General features: G+C 72.1%; 13 protein-coding genes. 1 reads left to right on the top strand and 12 read right to left on the bottom strand.

What is annotated here, in order from left to right; genetic code table 11:
• Window positions 1–84: 84 nt before the first annotated feature.
• The 7 genes from K415_RS0109255 to K415_RS0109225 form a co-directional block, all read right to left on the bottom strand.
• Entirely contained in the window at window positions 85–762 is a 678-nt protein-coding gene (locus K415_RS0109255; RefSeq protein ID WP_231494865.1) for a hypothetical protein, read from the bottom strand.
• A 3-nt stretch (window positions 763–765) separates the two neighbouring features.
• On the bottom strand, window positions 766–1,551 hold the full coding sequence (gene nagB / locus K415_RS0109250; protein ID WP_024286778.1) for a glucosamine-6-phosphate deaminase: 786 nt from the start codon (window positions 1,549–1,551) through the stop codon (window positions 766–768).
• Window positions 1,539–2,579 carry an ROK family protein gene (locus tag K415_RS0109245; RefSeq protein WP_024286777.1) on the bottom strand — a complete coding sequence of 347 codons (1,041 nt, stop codon included), beginning with the start codon at window positions 2,577–2,579 and terminating at the stop codon, window positions 1,539–1,541. The genes nagB and K415_RS0109245 overlap by 13 nt, the downstream gene beginning before the upstream one ends.
• A complete protein-coding gene (locus tag K415_RS0109240; RefSeq protein WP_197024700.1) occupies window positions 2,579–3,490 on the bottom strand; it encodes a carbohydrate ABC transporter permease in 912 nt (303 codons plus the stop codon). The genes K415_RS0109245 and K415_RS0109240 overlap by 1 nt, the downstream gene beginning before the upstream one ends.
• The gene (locus tag K415_RS0109235) at window positions 3,487–4,476 is read right to left on the bottom strand and encodes a carbohydrate ABC transporter permease (protein ID WP_081784963.1); all 990 of its coding nucleotides are present in this window, start codon (window positions 4,474–4,476) and stop codon (window positions 3,487–3,489) included. The genes K415_RS0109240 and K415_RS0109235 overlap by 4 nt, the downstream gene beginning before the upstream one ends.
• A 140-nt stretch (window positions 4,477–4,616) precedes the next feature.
• Entirely contained in the window at window positions 4,617–5,957 is a 1,341-nt protein-coding gene (locus K415_RS0109230) for an extracellular solute-binding protein (protein ID WP_024286774.1), read from the bottom strand.
• A gap of 89 nt (window positions 5,958–6,046) precedes the next feature.
• Window positions 6,047–7,216: an ROK family transcriptional regulator gene (locus K415_RS0109225; RefSeq protein WP_024286773.1), complete on the bottom strand. Its 1,170-nt coding sequence runs from the start codon at window positions 7,214–7,216 to the stop codon at window positions 6,047–6,049.
• 97 nt (window positions 7,217–7,313) lie between these two features.
• Between K415_RS0109225 and K415_RS0109220 the strand changes: the two genes are divergently transcribed.
• A complete protein-coding gene (locus K415_RS0109220; RefSeq protein WP_024286772.1) occupies window positions 7,314–8,534 on the top strand; it encodes an N-acetylglucosamine-6-phosphate deacetylase in 1,221 nt (406 codons plus the stop codon).
• Here K415_RS0109220 and K415_RS0109215 read toward each other — a convergent pair.
• The 5 genes from K415_RS0109215 to K415_RS0109195 all read right to left on the bottom strand — a co-directional run bounded on the left by K415_RS0109215 (window position 8,524) and on the right by K415_RS0109195 (window position 14,886).
• Window positions 8,524–9,957 (bottom strand): serine hydrolase, encoded by a 1,434-nt coding sequence (locus K415_RS0109215; protein ID WP_024286771.1) that lies wholly within the window; start codon window positions 9,955–9,957, stop codon window positions 8,524–8,526. The genes K415_RS0109220 and K415_RS0109215 overlap by 11 nt on opposite strands.
• A 40-nt stretch (window positions 9,958–9,997) precedes the next feature.
• The gene (locus tag K415_RS21695; RefSeq protein ID WP_024286770.1) at window positions 9,998–12,544 is read right to left on the bottom strand and encodes an ATP-dependent Clp protease ATP-binding subunit; all 2,547 of its coding nucleotides are present in this window, start codon (window positions 12,542–12,544) and stop codon (window positions 9,998–10,000) included.
• Window positions 12,545–12,721: 177 nt separating this feature from the next.
• On the bottom strand, window positions 12,722–13,663 hold the full coding sequence (locus K415_RS21690; protein ID WP_051480484.1) for an alpha/beta fold hydrolase: 942 nt from the start codon (window positions 13,661–13,663) through the stop codon (window positions 12,722–12,724).
• Complete coding sequence (locus K415_RS0109200; RefSeq protein ID WP_024286768.1) at window positions 13,660–14,301, bottom strand: TetR/AcrR family transcriptional regulator; 642 nt, start codon at window positions 14,299–14,301, stop codon at window positions 13,660–13,662. Before K415_RS0109200 ends, K415_RS21690 begins: the two co-directional genes overlap by 4 nt.
• Window positions 14,302–14,334: 33 nt before the next feature.
• Window positions 14,335–14,886, bottom strand: a complete 552-nt coding sequence (locus K415_RS0109195) for an O-acetyl-ADP-ribose deacetylase (protein WP_024286767.1) — start codon at window positions 14,884–14,886, stop codon at window positions 14,335–14,337.
• Window positions 14,887–14,973: the final 87 nt, after the last annotated feature.

The raw sequence follows: 14,973 nt of genomic DNA, 5'->3' as shown, positions 1-14,973 counted from the left end.
TCGTGTCTCCGTCGGCCCGACGCCAGGCACCCCCGCGGGACGCATCGATCGGCACGGACCCCGGACGCTGGTCGCGGGTGCGGGTCAGCGGTCGCGGGGCTCGCTGAGCAATCGACGCAGGGCCAACCCGGTGGTCAGGGCCATCGCCGCGGCCATCGTGAGCCCGCCGAGCAACCCGATGGCCAGGACCAGCGCGGTGCCCTGCCCCGGCTGCCACAGCGGTGTGGTGACCAGGCCGAAGGCGGTCAGACCGACCCCCCAGGCGAGCGCCGTCGCTGCGACCCACGCGCCGGCGCGCGCGACGTGCCGACGCAGCTCGTACCACTGCGCGACCCCGATCGACGTCAGCAGCACCAGTGCGAGCGGGAGACCCAGGGCGATCGCCACGCCGACCGGCCAGGTGGACCAGGTGTCGTACAGGGTGCTCGGCAGCATGCCGACGACCCACGCCAGGGCGGCCGCCAGTGCGGTGCCGACGACCCAGCGGCGGCCGGACAGCGCCGGCAGCACCCCGCGCAGGACCCGGGCCTGGGCCAGGCCGAGGACCGTGCCCTCGCCCAGGCCGGCGACGACCGCAGCCGCGAGCACGACAGGTGCCGCACTGTCGAGCACGAGCGGGACGACGAGGGACGGCACGAGGAAGCCGAGCAGCTCGCCCGCGGTCACCCACCTGAGCCAGCGACCCAGCAGGCCGTCCGTCGCTGCCTCCGGCACCCGGCCCACGCCGTCGGCGGGCGGCCCTGCCAGTGCTCTGGGACCCACCGGTCAGAGGCCCTGCCAGGACGGCTTGTTGTCCCACGCGTGCCGGTAGAAGTCCGCGAGCTGGAGCCGGCTCGCCGCCGCGTCGTCCACCAGGAGGCTCATGTGCGGGTGGTACTGCAGCACGCTGCCCGGCCACAAGGCACTGACCGGACCCTCGGCGAGCTGGTGCACCGCCTCGGCCTTGCCCGGCCCGAACGCGAGCAGGATGACATGCCGGGCCGCCATGATCGTGCCGAGCCCCTGGGTCAGGACATGCTTCGGCACCTGCCGGATGTCGTAGTCGAAGAACCGGGCGTTGTCCTGCCTGGTCTGCTCGGTGAGGGTCTTGACCCGGGTCCGTGACGCCAGCGACGAGCCGGGCTCGTTGAAGGCCACATGACCGTCCGTACCGATCCCGAGGATCTGCAGGTCGACCCCGCCGGCCTCCGCGATGGCCTGCTCGTACTGCGCGCAGGCCGCGACCAGGTCCTCCGCGCCGCCGTCGGGCGCCTGCACCGCACCCGGCGCGAAGTCGACCCGTGACGCGAGCACGCGCTCGATCACCGTGAGGTAGCGCTCGGGGTGGTCGGCGGCGAGCCCGACGTACTCGTCGAGCAGGAAGGCGCGAGCCTCCGCGAAGGACAGGCCGCTGTCCCGGTGCCGCCGCACGAGCGCCTCGTACACCGCGAGCGGACTCGTGCCGGTCGCGAGCCCGAGGACGGCGTCCGGGCGGCTGCGCAGCAGCGTGTCGACTGCCTCCGCCGCCAGGTCCGCCAGGTACTGGGCGGACGAGTTGATCACGACCTCCATGGCACTGCCTCCGTCATCGCTGATGCCCGTGGACGCTCGCGGACCGCGAGTGCCGCGCCGATCGGTGCGACGAGCGCACCCGTAGGGATCATCCCAAGCCGGTCGGCGATCCGCATGCTCTTCAGGAACTCGGAGCGCTGCGCCTGCCGCCGGAGGGTCGACGCCACGGCCTCGAGCAACGGGGCGCCGATCTCCGCGACGCCGCCGGCGAGCAGGACCCGTTCGACGTCACAGGTGAGCACGAGCAGACGCACGGCGGCGCTCACGGCGTCGACGAAGCCGTCCCGCACCCGCAGGGCCTCAGGGTCACCGGCCGCCGCTGCCTCGAAGACCTCGGCGGGTGCCGGACGCCCGGAGCGACTCGGCCAGACGGCGTCGATCGCCGAGCCCGAGGCGTAGAGCTCGAGGCAGCCGCGCTGGCCGCAGGGGCACAGCGGCCCGTCGAGCACGTAGGTCAGGTGCCCGATCTCGCCGGCGCCGCCAAGATGGCCACGGCGGAGCCGGCCGTCCAGGACCAGCCCGGCTGCGAGGCCGGTGCCCAGGGCGAGGACGGCGAGGTCGCTGCGGTCCAGCAAGGACGCGGCACCGAGCGCGGCGGCGTTGAGGTCGTTCTCCACAGCGACCCGGACGGCGGCCCGCTCGGCCGGGTGCTGCGCCGGGTGCTCGCCCGCCCGCCCGGACAACCGCTCTGGCAGCCTCTCGGACAGCAGCGCGCCGAGCGGGACGTCGCGTGCGTGGACACCCAGGTTGACGGCGTGCGACACGGCGCCGGTCAGCGGATCGACCACCCCGGGCACCCCCACGCCGACCCCGACGAGGTCGCCAGGGGCCAGACCGGCCGCACCGCACAGCTGCCGCACCGCCTCGGCGGCCGAGCCGACCACACCGTCGATGCCGTGCTGGGTCGGCAGGCGTGCGGTACCGCGGACCGCGTCGTCGGCGTCGAGGAGCACCCCGTGAACCTTGGTCCCACCGATGTCGAGCCCGACGGACCAGCCGCTGGTCCCGGTTCCCGTCCACCCGGTCATCAGCCCTTCACCGCCCCGGCGACGAGCCCGGCGGTCATCTTGTTCTGGACGAACAGGAAGAACAGGATCACCGGTACGGCGATGAGGGTCGCGCCGGCCATGACGACGCCCCAGTCGGTCGCCCGGTTGGCCTCGACGAGGCCCTGCAGCCACAGCGGCAGCGTGCGCTGCGCGGGGTCGGTCATCACGACCAGGGCGAGCGTGTACTCGTTCCAGGCCTGCAGGAACCCGTAGACCCCCGAGGCGACCAGGCCGGGGGCGAGCAGCGGGAAGGTGACCCGGAAGAAGGCACCCGTGCGCGAGAGCCCGTCGACCATCGCGGCCTCCTCGAGCTCGATCGGCACACCGCTGACGAAGCCGCGCAGCATCCAGATCGTGAAGGGCAGGATCGCCGCGACGTACACGATCGACAGCCCGAGGACGGTGTTGACCAGCCGCCAGCCGTCGAGCATCTGGTACTGCGAGATGAACAGGCCCTCGGCCGGGATCATCTGCACCACGAGGATCGCGACGATGAACGGCTTGCGACCGCGGAAGCGGAAGCGGCTGACCGCGAGCGCCGCGAGGAAGGCGAACAGGATCGCGGCGACGAGCGTGAGCCCGGTGACGGCGAGCGAGACCCGGAACGAGGCGAGGAACGTCGGGTCGGCGAAGACGCGGCGGAAGTTCGACAGCGTGCCGTCGGTCGGGAAGAAGGTGGGCTCGGGTGTGCGCAGCCGGTTGGTGGGCAGGAAGGCGCTGCTGACCATCCAGTAGATCGGGAAGACCCAGACCACCGAGACGACGACGGCAAGGAGCCCGAGCAGCCAGCGGCCGACGACGGCACGCGGTGCGTTCGCCGCGGACGATCGCGGGGCGACGGCGTCCGGACCGGCGGCTGCGGCGGGCACGGCCCGTGCGGTCAGGCTCACAGCTCCTCCTCGCGCAGCATGCGGCGGATGTAGAAGGCCGTCAGGGCCAGCGTGAGGGCGAGCATGATCGTGGCCATCGCCCCGGCCATCGAGAACTCCTTGGCGAGCGAGTAGATGTAGGTGCCGAGCAGGTGGGTGTCCCGGGTCGGCGCGCCCGCCCGTTGCAGGACGTAGATCTGGGTGAAGACCCGCAGGTCCCAGATGATCTGCAGCAGCGCGACGACGAAGAGGACCGGCTTGACCATCGGGATGGTGATCAGCCAGAACCGCTGCCAGCCGTTGGCACCGTCCAGCTGAGCAGCCTCCATCGTCTCGGCCGGCACCTGCAGCAGGCCGGCGTACACGGTGAAGACGACGAACGGCACGCTCATCCAGACCACGATCACGGTGGCCACGAAGTAGAAGGACAACGGCTCGATGAGCCAGGAGTGGTACCGCATGCCGTCCATGCCGAGCGGCTCGGCGAGCAGCCAGTTGATCACGCCGTACTGCGAGTCGAACAGCCACTGCCACACGGTCATCGTCGCCAGCACAGGGGTCCCCCAGGCCAGCAGCATGCCGACCTGGAGAGTCATCCGGGCGGCCCGCCCGACCTTGGCCATCAGGACCGCGAGCGACATCCCGACCGCCATCGTGACGCCCGCGTTGACCAGGCAGAACGCGACCGATCGCGCGATCACACCCCAGGTGTACGGGTCGCTGAGCAGCTCGGTGTAGTTGCGCAGCCCGACCCACGGAGCGGGCCGACCGAACTGCTGGGCCAGGCCGTACTCCTGGAAGGAGATGACGAACTGGCGCACCAGCGGGTAGCCGAGCCCGACCAGGATGGGTACCGCTGCCGGGACGAGCAGCAGGTAGACGCCGAGCCGGGTGCGCAGCGGCCGACGGCGGGCCGGGCGCGCGGCCACCGGCGCCGGTGCCGGCGCGGGACCCTGCGGTGCCGTTGCGGCCACCACGGCGGGTGGTCCGGTGCGGGAAGCGGGCATGAGGTCTCCGGGGGAGCTGTCGGATCGTCGGATCAGCAGGGCGGGTGGGCAGGCGGGTCCGGCGGGCACGTCCGGCGGCCGGGACGGGCGAGCAGGGCAGGTGGGGCACGCGGCGAGGAGAGCGCGTGCCCCACCCGACCTCAGTTCAGCGTGTCGGCGATGAGCTGGTCGGCCTGCGCCGCGGCGTCGACCAGGTCTGCGCCGCTCGCTACCTGCTGGAAGAAGTCCTCGAGGATCCGGGCTCCTTCGACGTCGGCCCACTTCTCCGCAGCCGGGGTCAGACGGGCACCGAGGGCGGCGTCGATCGCGGCCGTGGCATACACGTCGTCACCCATGGCCGAGGCGTACTCGCTGTTGGCCGGGATGAGACCGTTCTCCGCGAGCATCGTCTGGTAGGTCTCGCTGAAGATGATCCGGAGCAGGTTCTTCGCCAGGTCCTGGTTCTCCGACTTGGCCGGGATGGCGATGTTGGAGCCGCCGGCGAAGACCGTCGCCGGCTCCCCTGCGGTCAGGCCGGGCAGCGGGAACACGCCGGTCTTCTCCTCGTTGCAGGCCTGCTGCTCACCGCGCAGCGCGGTCGCCTCGTCGGACGTGTCCTCCGGGTCGACACCCTTGTTGCACTCGGGCAGGTCGATGCTCCAGCGCGCCCAGGTGGGTGCGGAGAACATCGCGGCCTCGCCGTTGTTGAACGGCACCCACGGCTCGTTCGAGTCGGCGTCCCGCGGCGCGTTCGTCGCCTCGGTGAAGAGGGTCTGGAGCTGGGCCAGGCCCTCCTGCGACGCGGGGCTCGACAGCGCGCCGACCCACTGGTCGCCGTCCTGCACCGCGAGGTCCCCGCCGTGGCTGTAGATCCAGGCGGTGCCGTTGTACCAGTCCTGGCCGGGCAGCCAGAAGCCGGAGAAGTTGGCCGTGCCGTTCGGGTTGGCTGCCTGCAGCGCGACCGCCACCTCGGTGAACTCGTCGAGCGTGGTGGGCACCTCGACCCCGGCCGCAGCGAACACGTCCTTGTTGTAGAAGACCGCCCGGGCTCCCGAGTAGTACGGCAGCGCGTACACCGCACCGTCGGCCGAGCCGGCCTCGACGAAGCCCTGCAGGAGGGTCTCGCCACCGAGCTCCGAGTACAGGTCGGTGATGTCGGTGAAGGCGCCGGCGTAGGTGAACGTCGGGGCCTGCGTGTTGCCGATCTCGACGAGGTCGGGGGTCTGCTCGGCCGATGCGAGGGCGGTCTGCAGGCGGGGGACCAGGCCGTTCCAGTCCTGCTCCTCGATCACGAGGGTCGAGCCGGCGTTCTCGGCCGCGAAGGTGTCGATCAGGTAGTCCCGCAGCTCCTGCGGGGTGTCGCCACCGTTGACCCACAGCCGGATCTCGGTGGACTCGGCAGCGTCGTCGGCCGGTGCATTGTCGTCGCCGGTCGCGCCGCTGCACGCGGTCAGAGCGAGCAGGCCGACGGCGGTGATCGCTCCAGTACGTACGATTCTCACGTTGGGGTTCCTTCCCGTTGCACGGACGACGCCGGACAGCGTCGTCACAGGGTTGTGCTCCGACTTGCAGGCTGGTCGGCTCGGGGCCGTCAGGTGACCCCGAGCTGACCGGACAGCACGAGGACCGCAGCCCCGGACAGGGCTCCGTCCTCGCCGAGGGCGGACATCCGCAGCTCGAGATCACTGCTGATGACCGGCATGACTCGCTCCTGGAGGGTCACCAGCGCGGCATCGCGCAGGGGACCGGCCAGGAGCTCGGGGGGACCGCTGAGAACGACCTCACAGAGGTTCAGCGCACTGACGACCGGCGCAAGGGTGACCCCGAGGCGACGGCCGACCGACGCCAGGGCGGCGTCGGCTGACTGGTGGTCGAGGCCGGCGATCCGTCGGCGCAGGGCCGGGACGGACAGCACGGTCTCCAGGCATCCGCTGCGACCGCAGGCGCACACCCGCGCCGGGCCGAGCGGTGAGCCCTCGACGTCGTCGCGTTCGTCGACGACTGTCACGTGGCCGAGCTCGCCGGCCGCGTGGGTGTGCCCCTGGACGAGCGATCCGTCGAGCACGATGCCGGCCCCGACGCCCTGGCCCACGGTCAGGACGAGGAGCCCCTTGCCGGACGCCCCGCCGTAGGTGAACTCGCCCAGCACTGCGGTGTTCGCGTCGTTCGCGACGTGCACGGGCAGGGCGAGCACCTCGCTCAGGGTGGCCGCGAGCGGGACCCCGAACCAGCCGCGGTTGGGCGCCTCGAGCACGGTGCCTGCGTCGTCGATGATGCCCGGCGAGCCGACGCCCACCCCGAGCACGGGGTAGGCGGTGACCTGGACGAGCTCGCGGCAGAAGGCGGTCAGGGCATCGACGGCAGCCTGCCCGGTGCGGCCCTCGAGGGCGGCAGAGCGCCGCTGGACGATGGCTCCGGACAGGTCGAGCACGGCGCCGTGCATGTGCTCGTCGTCGGTCAGGTCGACCGCGACGATCTGGTACGCGTCGGTGCGCAGGCCGACCATGGTGGCGGGCTTGCCGACCTTGCCCTGCGGACGCAGCCCGAGCTCGGTGACCAGTCCCTCCGACATCAGGTCGCCGACCAGGTCGGAGACGGTGACCCTGGTCAGGCCGGTCGCCCGGGCCAGGTCGGCCCGCGAGCCGGGCCCGGAGTGGAACAGGTGCTGCAGGACCATCGACCGGTTGTGCGCACGCGCATGCTCCGGCAGGACCTTGCCGGTCGGGCGCAGCGACCGACCCCAGCTGCGCCGCTGCCACATGTCCGTCACATTTGTTAGTAGACCTTCCTTACATTCTTCTGTCAAGATCTGCCCGCGGTCGTGATAACACTGTGACCATGCACGTAGGAGGCCGCCGATGACCGGTACCGCAGCACCCGTGACCCTCCGGGGCAGGGTCGTCACACCCGACGCCGTGCACGACGACGGACTGGTCGTCGTGGACGGCGAGCGGATCACCTGGGTCGGCCCGGCCTCGGCCGCCCCGGTCGGCGTCACCGTGCCCGCGGCCGCCCCGGTCCCGCCGATCATCCTGCCGGGCCTGGTGGATGTGCACTGTCACGGTGGTGGCGGTGCGAGCTTCCCCGACGCGACCGACGCGTCGCAGGCCCGCGTCGCGGTCACCGAGCACCTCGCGCACGGGACGACGAGCCTCGTGGCCTCGCTCGTCACCGCCGACCGCACGGCGCTGCTCACCTCCACCGCGCTGCTGGCGGACCTGGCCGATGCCGGTCAGCTCGCCGGCATCCACCTGGAGGGGCCGTTCCTGTCGCGGGCACGATGCGGCGCCCAGAACCCCGCCCACATGGTGCCCGGCGACGCCGCGCTCGTCCGTGAGCTGGCGGCCGCCGCTCGCGGGCACCTCGTCTCGATGACCCTCGCCCCGGAGGCTCCGGGCGTCCTCGGCGCCGACGGTGCGCTTGTGGCCCTGGCCCAGGCCGGCGCCCTGCCGTCGATCGGGCACACCGACGCCTCGGCCGAGCTCACCGACACGGCCCTCGACACGGCCCGCTCGGCACTCGCCGCTCCGGGCAGCCGGTCGGCCCGCCCGACGGTGACCCACCTGTTCAACGGGATGCGGCCGGTGCACCACCGGGACCCCGGCGCGGTCGCGGCCTGCCTCGGTGCGGCGGCCCGCGGTCGAGCCGTCGTCGAGCTGATCGCCGACGGCGTGCACCTGGCCCCGGCGACGGTCAGGGCGGTGTTCGACATGGTCGGGCCGGCCGGGATCGCCCTGGTGACCGACGCGATGGCAGCGGCGGGCATGCCCGACGGCGACTACGTGCTGGGTCCGGTCAGCGTCCAGGTCAGGGACGGCGTGGCGCGGCTGACCGACGGCGGTGCGATCGCCGGCGGGACGGCCCATCTGCTCGACACCGTGCGCTGGTCGGTGTCGATCGGCGTCCCGTTGATCGACGCGGTACGGGCGGCGTCGACCACACCGGCGAGCGTGCTCGGCCGGCCGGACATCGGGGCCCTGGAAGCCGGGCGACGCGCCGACCTGGTGGTCGTCGACGCGGACCTCCGCCCGCTGCGGGTGATGCTCGCCGGATCGTGGACGGACCGCGTCAGCCGGTGACGGTGCCGACGAGCGACGCGATCTCGGTCGGACCGAAGCTGACGTTCACCACGGCCGCCGCGCGCACCTGGTCACCGTCGACGACGGAGGTCACGGTCACCACGAACGGGGTCTCGTAGAGCCGCACGGTGAGCACGTGCGTGTCCGGCGCGGTCCAGACGGCGCTCACCGCCACCGCCTCGGGACCCTCGCCGCGCACGGCGGACCGACCGAACTCCCACCGCCCGTGGCCGGCCTCCAGGACGAGCGTCCCGCGTTCGGCGACGACCCGGACGCGGGTGCTCTCCGGGCCGATGTCGAGCCGTGCCGAGCGGATCTCGCCCGGGTTCGGCTCGAAGGTCACCGTGCGACCTGAGATCCGTGCGGCGGCGTCGACGGCGTCCAGACCGACCGGCGGGTCGAGCCGCAGGTCGGCGAGCCGGGAGCCGAGCGCGTCGCACGCAGCGTCGTCCGGCGCCAGGGCCACCTTCTGCATCGCCGGCAGGACGTGCGTCCAGACCCGGTCGAGCACACCCTGCATGCTCGCGACACCGGCCGTGATCGCGACCACGGCGTCCAGCTCGGGGAGCACGAGGCAGAACTGGCCGAAGGCGCCGTCACCGCGATAGGTGCCGTGACGTCCGCGCCAGAACTGGTAGCCGTAGCCCTGGACCCAGTCGGGGTCACCCGCGGAGTGGGTCGAGAGGGTCTGCGCCCGGGTGGCCTCGGCAACCCAGCCGATCGGCAACAGCTGTCGGCCCTGCCAGAGACCGTCACCCAGGCACAGCTGCCCGAAGCAGGCCACGTCCTCGGTGCGCAGCGACAGGCCGAAACCGCCGGTGTCGATGCCGAGCGGGCACTGCTCCCAGGTCGCGCCGGTGATCCCGAGCGGTTCGAGCAGGCGCGGTCCGAGGTAGTCCAGGACCCGCAGCCCGGTGACCTTCTGCACGATGGCGCTGAGCAGGTACGTCGCCGCCGTGTTGTAGACGAAGTGCGACCCCGGCTCGTGCTCGACCGGCTCCGCGAGGAAGGCCCGGACCCAGTCGTGCTGCGCGAAGACCCGGTCGGACGGGTCGTCGTCGTGGCCGGTCGTCATGGTCAGCAGGTGCCGCAGGGTCATCCGGGCCAGGTTCTCGTCCGGCTCGACCGGTGCGTGCTCGGGGAAGTGCGCCAGCACGAGGTCCTCCAGCGCGAGCAGGCCCTCGGCCCGCGCCAGCCCGACGGCTGCGGACGTGAAGCTCTTGCTCAGCGAGTAGAGCTCGTGCGGCAGATCGGCCGCGTAGGGGGCCCACCAGCCCTCGGCGACGACACAGCCGTGCCGCACGACCATGAGGCTGTGCAGCTCGGGCACCGCGCTCTCGACGTCGTCGACGAACGCGAGCAGCGCGCGCGACGAGACGCCCTGCTCCTCGGGGGTGCTCCGGACAAGGCGACGGTGCGGCATGCCATCACTCTGGCACGCCGCACCGTCACCCTTCGACCGTTCAGTCCGTTGCGGCAGCCTCGTCCGTCGTCGTCAGAGGCGGCATCGCGGAGACCGCGACCGCGACCGGCTCGGCGTCGCCCCGTGCCGGGGCGTCCTTGCCGATCCCCTTGAAGAGGAACTCGCCGAGCAGACCCTCGCCGACGGCGTCCACGACCACCGTCTGACCGGGGCGCAGCTCGCCGAAGAGGATCTTCTCCGACAGGGCGTCCTCGATCTCCCGCTGGATCGCACGACGCAGCGGACGCGCACCGAGCACCGGGTCGTACCCCTTCTCGGCGAGCAGCTGCTTGGCGGCGGGCGTGAGCTCGATGCCCATGTCCTTGTCGCGCAGCCGGCCCGCGAGCTTGGCCATCATCAGGTCGACGATCTTGACGATCTCCTCCTGCGACAGCTGCGGGAACACCACGACGTCGTCCACGCGGTTGAGGAACTCGGGGCGGAAGTGCTGCTTGAGCTCGTCACCGACCTTGGCCTTCATCCGCTCGTAGGACGTCGACAGGTCCCCGCCGGCCTGGAAGCCGGTCATCAGGCCCTTGGCGATGTCCCGCGTGCCGAGGTTCGTGGTCATGATGATCACGGTGTTCTTGAAGTCGACGACCCGACCCTGCGAGTCGGTCAGGCGACCGTCCTCGAGGATCTGCAGCAGCGAGTTGAAGATGTCCGCGTGGGCCTTCTCGACCTCGTCGAACAGGACGACCGAGAACGGCCGACGGCGGACCTTCTCGGTGAGCTGGCCGCCCTCGTCGTAGCCGACGTACCCGGGAGGCGAGCCGAACAGCCGCGAGACGGTGTGCTTCTCGGAGAACTCGCTCATGTCGAGCTGGATGAGCGCGTCCTCGTCGCCGAACAGGAACTCGGCGAGCGCCCTGGCCAGCTCGGTCTTCCCGACGCCGGTGGGCCCGGCGAAGATGAACGACCCACCCGGGCGCTTGGGGTCCTTGAGACCCGCACGCGTGCGCCGGATGGCCTGCGAGAGCGCCTTGATGGCCTGCTCCTGGCCGACGACGCGCTTGTGCAGCTCGTCCTCCATGTGCAGCAGGCGGCTGGACTCCTCCTCGGTCAGCTTGAACACCGGGATCCCGGTGGACATGGCCAGCACCTCGGCGATGAGCTCCTCGTCGACCTCGGCCACGGTGTCCAGGTCACCGGACTTCCAGGCCTTCTCCTTCTCGGTGCGGGCGACGCCGAGCTGCTTCTCGACGTCGCGCAGCCGCGCGGCCTTCTCGAAGTCCTGCTCGTCGATCGCCGACTCCTTGTCGCGGCGCGCCGCGGCGATCTTCTCGTCCAGGTCACGCAGCTCCGGCGGGGCGGTCATCCGGCGGATGCGCAGCCGGGCGCCGGCCTCGTCGATCAGGTCGATCGCCTTGTCGGGCAGGAACCGGTCGTTGACGTAGCGATCAGCCAGCGTGGCGGCCGCGACGAGCGCGCCGTCGGTGATCGACACCCGGTGGTGCGCCTCGTACCGGTCGCGCAGACCCTTGAGGATCTCGATCGCGTGCTGCAGGGTCGGCTCGGCCACCTGGATCGGCTGGAACCGGCGCTCGAGGGCAGCGTCCTTCTCGACGTACTTGCGGTACTCATCGAGCGTCGTGGCGCCGATGGTCTGCAGCTCGCCACGGGCGAGCATCGGCTTGAGGATGCTCGCGGCGTCGATCGCGCCCTCGGCGGCACCGGCCCCGACGAGGGTGTGGATCTCGTCGATGAACAGGATGATGTCGCCGCGGGTGCGGATCTCCTTGAGCACCTTCTTCAGGCGCTCCTCGAAGTCACCGCGGTAGCGGCTGCCGGCCACGAGCGCACCCAGGTCCAGCGTGTAGAGCTGCTTGTCCTTGAGCGTCTCCGGGACGTCACCACGGATGATGTCCTGCGCGAGCCCCTCGACGACGGCGGTCTTGCCGACGCCGGGCTCACCGATCAGCACGGGGTTGTTCTTGGTGCGGCGCGACAGCACCTGCATGACCCGCTCGATCTCCTTGCCGCGACCGATGACCGGGTCGAGCTTGCCCTCGCGGGCGGCCTGGGTCAGGTTGCGGCCGAACTGGTCGAGCACGGCCGAGCCGGACGGCTGACCCTCGGCGGGCCCGCCGGCGGCGACCGGCTCCTTGCCCTGGTAGCCCGAGAGCAGCTGGATGACCTGCTGGCGAACCCGGTTGAGGTCGGCGCCGAGCTTGTTCAGGACCTGGGCGGCGACGCCCTCACCCTCACGGATCAGGCCGAGCAGGATGTGCTCGGTCCCGATGTAGTTGTGGCCCAGCTGCAGGGCCTCGCGCAGCGACAGCTCGAGCACCTTCTTCGCGCGCGGCGTGAAGGGGATGTGACCGGACGGGGCCTGCTGGCCCTCGCCGATGATCTCCTGGACCTGCTGCCGGACAGCGTCCAGCGAGATCCCCAGCGACTCCAGCGCCTTGGCAGCGACGCCTTCGCCCTCGTGGATCAGCCCGAGCAGGATGTGCTCGGTACCGATGTAGTTGTGGTTGAGCATCCGCGCCTCTTCCTGGGCGAGGACGACCACTCGGCGGGCTCGGTCGGTGAATCTCTCGAACATCTGCGCTCCTTGACAAGGACGTCGTCTCGCAAGGCTAACCGCGGCCTGCCCCAGGGACTGCCCGTGTTCGCCGCAGGCGTGACAACCCGTGGGTGGCGGCAGGGGCCGACAGGCGGCGGTCGGGCGGCGGCAGGTGACGGCAGGTGACGGCAGGTGACGGCAGGGCGACGGGCGGCGTCAGGCCGGCGGCGCCGCGCCGACGCGGTCGGTGATGTGGCCGACCGCCAGGGCGATCGTGCCGGCGTCGGTCAGGATCCGCTGGTGCCCGAGACCGTCGGTGCTGACCAGGGCGGCGTTCGGCCAGGCCGCGGCCAGGTCGACCCCGACCTGGTACGGCGTCTCCTTGTCGCGGCGGTCGTGCACGACCAGGGTCTGCGGCATGGCGCCGTCGGCCCCGAGGGGCACCAGGTCGAAGGAGCCGATCGGTCGCTCGCAGAAGTCCTCGATCCCACGCTGGAGCAGCGACCTCGTCCGCTCACCGAACCCGACCGTCCGGGCGAAGTCCGCGATGATCTCGACGAAGTCGTGGTTGGGTGCGACGAGCACCAGGCGCTGCGTCGGCAGCGAGCTCCTGACCGCGAGGGACGCCGTGGTGCAGCCCATCGAGTGCGCGATGACGCCGTCGGCCGGTCCGAACTCGCCCCCGACGGCCTCGAGTGCCTCGATGAACTCCATGGCGTTGCCGCGGCCGGGTCCCATCACACCGGGCTCCGAGTCGCCGTGGCTCGGTGCGTCGAAGCCGACGACGCGGTAGCCCGCCTCGACGAGCGGCGCGACGAAGGCGCCGAGCTGGCCGCGCCAGCCACCCCAGCCGTGCACGAGGTAGACGACCGGTCCGTCACCCCACGACTCCGCGACCACCTGGCCGCCGCGCGGGACCGGGACCAGCCGGACCTCGCCCGGACCGGGCCGCAGATCCTTACGGCGTCCGGAGCCGGCAGGCAGCGTGCACCACAGGCGCATGGCCCGGGCCGCCGCGGTGGACGGCGCGGCGACGTCGAGCGTCGCGAAGGTCGCGCGCAGGGCAGCGAGCCGGGCGACCTGACCCACGCGGGCGGCCAGACGCCGCGCCGGCCGGGGCGCAGGCCGGCGTGCTGGGGCGGGTCGGGCGGAGGTCATCGGACGCTCCCCAGGTCGGCCTGGTGCGTCCGTTCGATGCGTGCGGCGTCGAGCAGCGCGGCGACGGCGGCCCGGGCCCGCGCCTCGGCACCGGGATCGGCGAGCAGCCGGTGCGCGTGGTAGTAGCCGAGCATCACGCCGAACAGGTCGGTCGCGAACTGGTGCGGGTCGGCGTCCGGTCGGAGCTGCCCCTCGGTGATGCCCCCGGCGAAGACCCGTGCGATCGTCCGCAGGAGCTCCCGGTGCAGCTCGGCCAACCGGTCGCGCACCGGTCCGGGCTGCTCGTCGAGCTCGGCGCTGGCCTTGACGAAGAGGCAGCCGCCCGGCAGGCGCAACCGGCCGCAGGCGAGCCAGCCGTCGAGCAGTGCGAGCACCCGCCGCTCGCCCCGGGGCGTCTCGAGCGCCGGCACCACCACGGCGTCGCCGAACTCCTGGGCTGCGGCGTCGAGCACGGCGAGCTGGAGCGCCTCCTTGGAGCCGAAGTGCGCGTACAGGCCGCTCTTGGACAGGCCCGTCCCGGCCGCGAGGTCGCCGATCGTCAGACCGCCGAGCCCGACCCGGCAGGCCATGTCGAGGGCCCGCGCAAGGATCGCCTCACGCGTGCGGTCACCCTTGGTCGTCGTCCCGGTCGCGGTCACCGGCCGAAAATAGCACGGTCGTGCCGTTCGACGTCAATCCCCGGCTCGGCCCGACACCGGCTCGTCGAGGGCCGCGACGAAGGCGGCGTGGACGGTGTGGCCGAACAGCACGAACCGCACCGATCGCACCGACGACGCGCCGACGCCGGCCGCGGACCAGCCGCGGACCGCGGCGACGGCGATCCGCGCGACGTCGGACGCGTCCCAGCCGTAGACACCGGCGCTGACCGCCGGGAAGGCCACCGACCTCGCACCCAGGCCGGCCGCGACGTCGAGGGACCGGGTGAAGCACGAGGCCAGCAGGGCCGGGTCGGTCTGGCCGGCATGACGGTTCGGTCCGGCGGTGTGGACGACCCACCGGCAGGGCAGCCCGCCCGCCCCGGTCGCGACCGCCTCGCCGACCGGCAGACCACCCGGGAGCGTCGTGCGGCGCAGCTCGCGACACTCGGCCAGCAGGGCAGGGCCGGCCGCGGCATGGATGGCGCCGTCCACCCCGCCCCCGCCGAGCAGCGACGAGTTCGCGGCGTTGACGATCGCGTCGACCCGCTCGGCGGTGATGTCACCTCGCACAGCCTCGATCAGCATCCGGTCCCCTCCGGTGCGCTTCGCGCGGGCGCACCTCCGCCTTGCACCGTCCACGCCATGAGGAGCAGGCTAGAGGCCGAATCGTTT

Origin of the sequence: Cellulomonas sp. KRMCY2, assembly GCF_000526515.1 — a bacterium.
Classification (GTDB): Bacteria; Actinomycetota; Actinomycetes; order Actinomycetales; family Cellulomonadaceae; genus Actinotalea.
This window is presented reverse-complemented; position numbering and strand designations above follow the sequence as displayed.

Bases quoted from the DNA above. Each gene is read 5' to 3' on its own strand.
- nagB (WP_024286778.1), bottom strand. From the start codon at position 1,551: ATGGAGGTCGTGATCAACTCGTCCGCCCAGTACCTGGCGGACCTGGCG.
- K415_RS0109245 (WP_024286777.1), bottom strand. From the start codon at position 2,579: ATGACCGGGTGGACGGGAACCGGGACCAGCGGCTGGTCCGTCGGGCTC.
- K415_RS0109235 (WP_081784963.1), bottom strand. From the start codon at position 4,476: ATGCCCGCTTCCCGCACCGGACCACCCGCCGTGGTGGCCGCAACGGCA.
- K415_RS0109225 (WP_024286773.1), bottom strand. From the start codon at position 7,216: ATGTGGCAGCGGCGCAGCTGGGGTCGGTCGCTGCGCCCGACCGGCAAG.
- K415_RS0109220 (WP_024286772.1), top strand. From the start codon at position 7,314: ATGACCGGTACCGCAGCACCCGTGACCCTCCGGGGCAGGGTCGTCACA.
- K415_RS0109215 (WP_024286771.1), bottom strand. From the start codon at position 9,957: ATGCCGCACCGTCGCCTTGTCCGGAGCACCCCCGAGGAGCAGGGCGTC.
- K415_RS21695 (WP_024286770.1), bottom strand. From the start codon at position 12,544: ATGTTCGAGAGATTCACCGACCGAGCCCGCCGAGTGGTCGTCCTCGCC.
- K415_RS21690 (WP_051480484.1), bottom strand. From the start codon at position 13,663: ATGACCTCCGCCCGACCCGCCCCAGCACGCCGGCCTGCGCCCCGGCCG.
- K415_RS0109195 (WP_024286767.1), bottom strand. From the start codon at position 14,886: ATGCTGATCGAGGCTGTGCGAGGTGACATCACCGCCGAGCGGGTCGAC.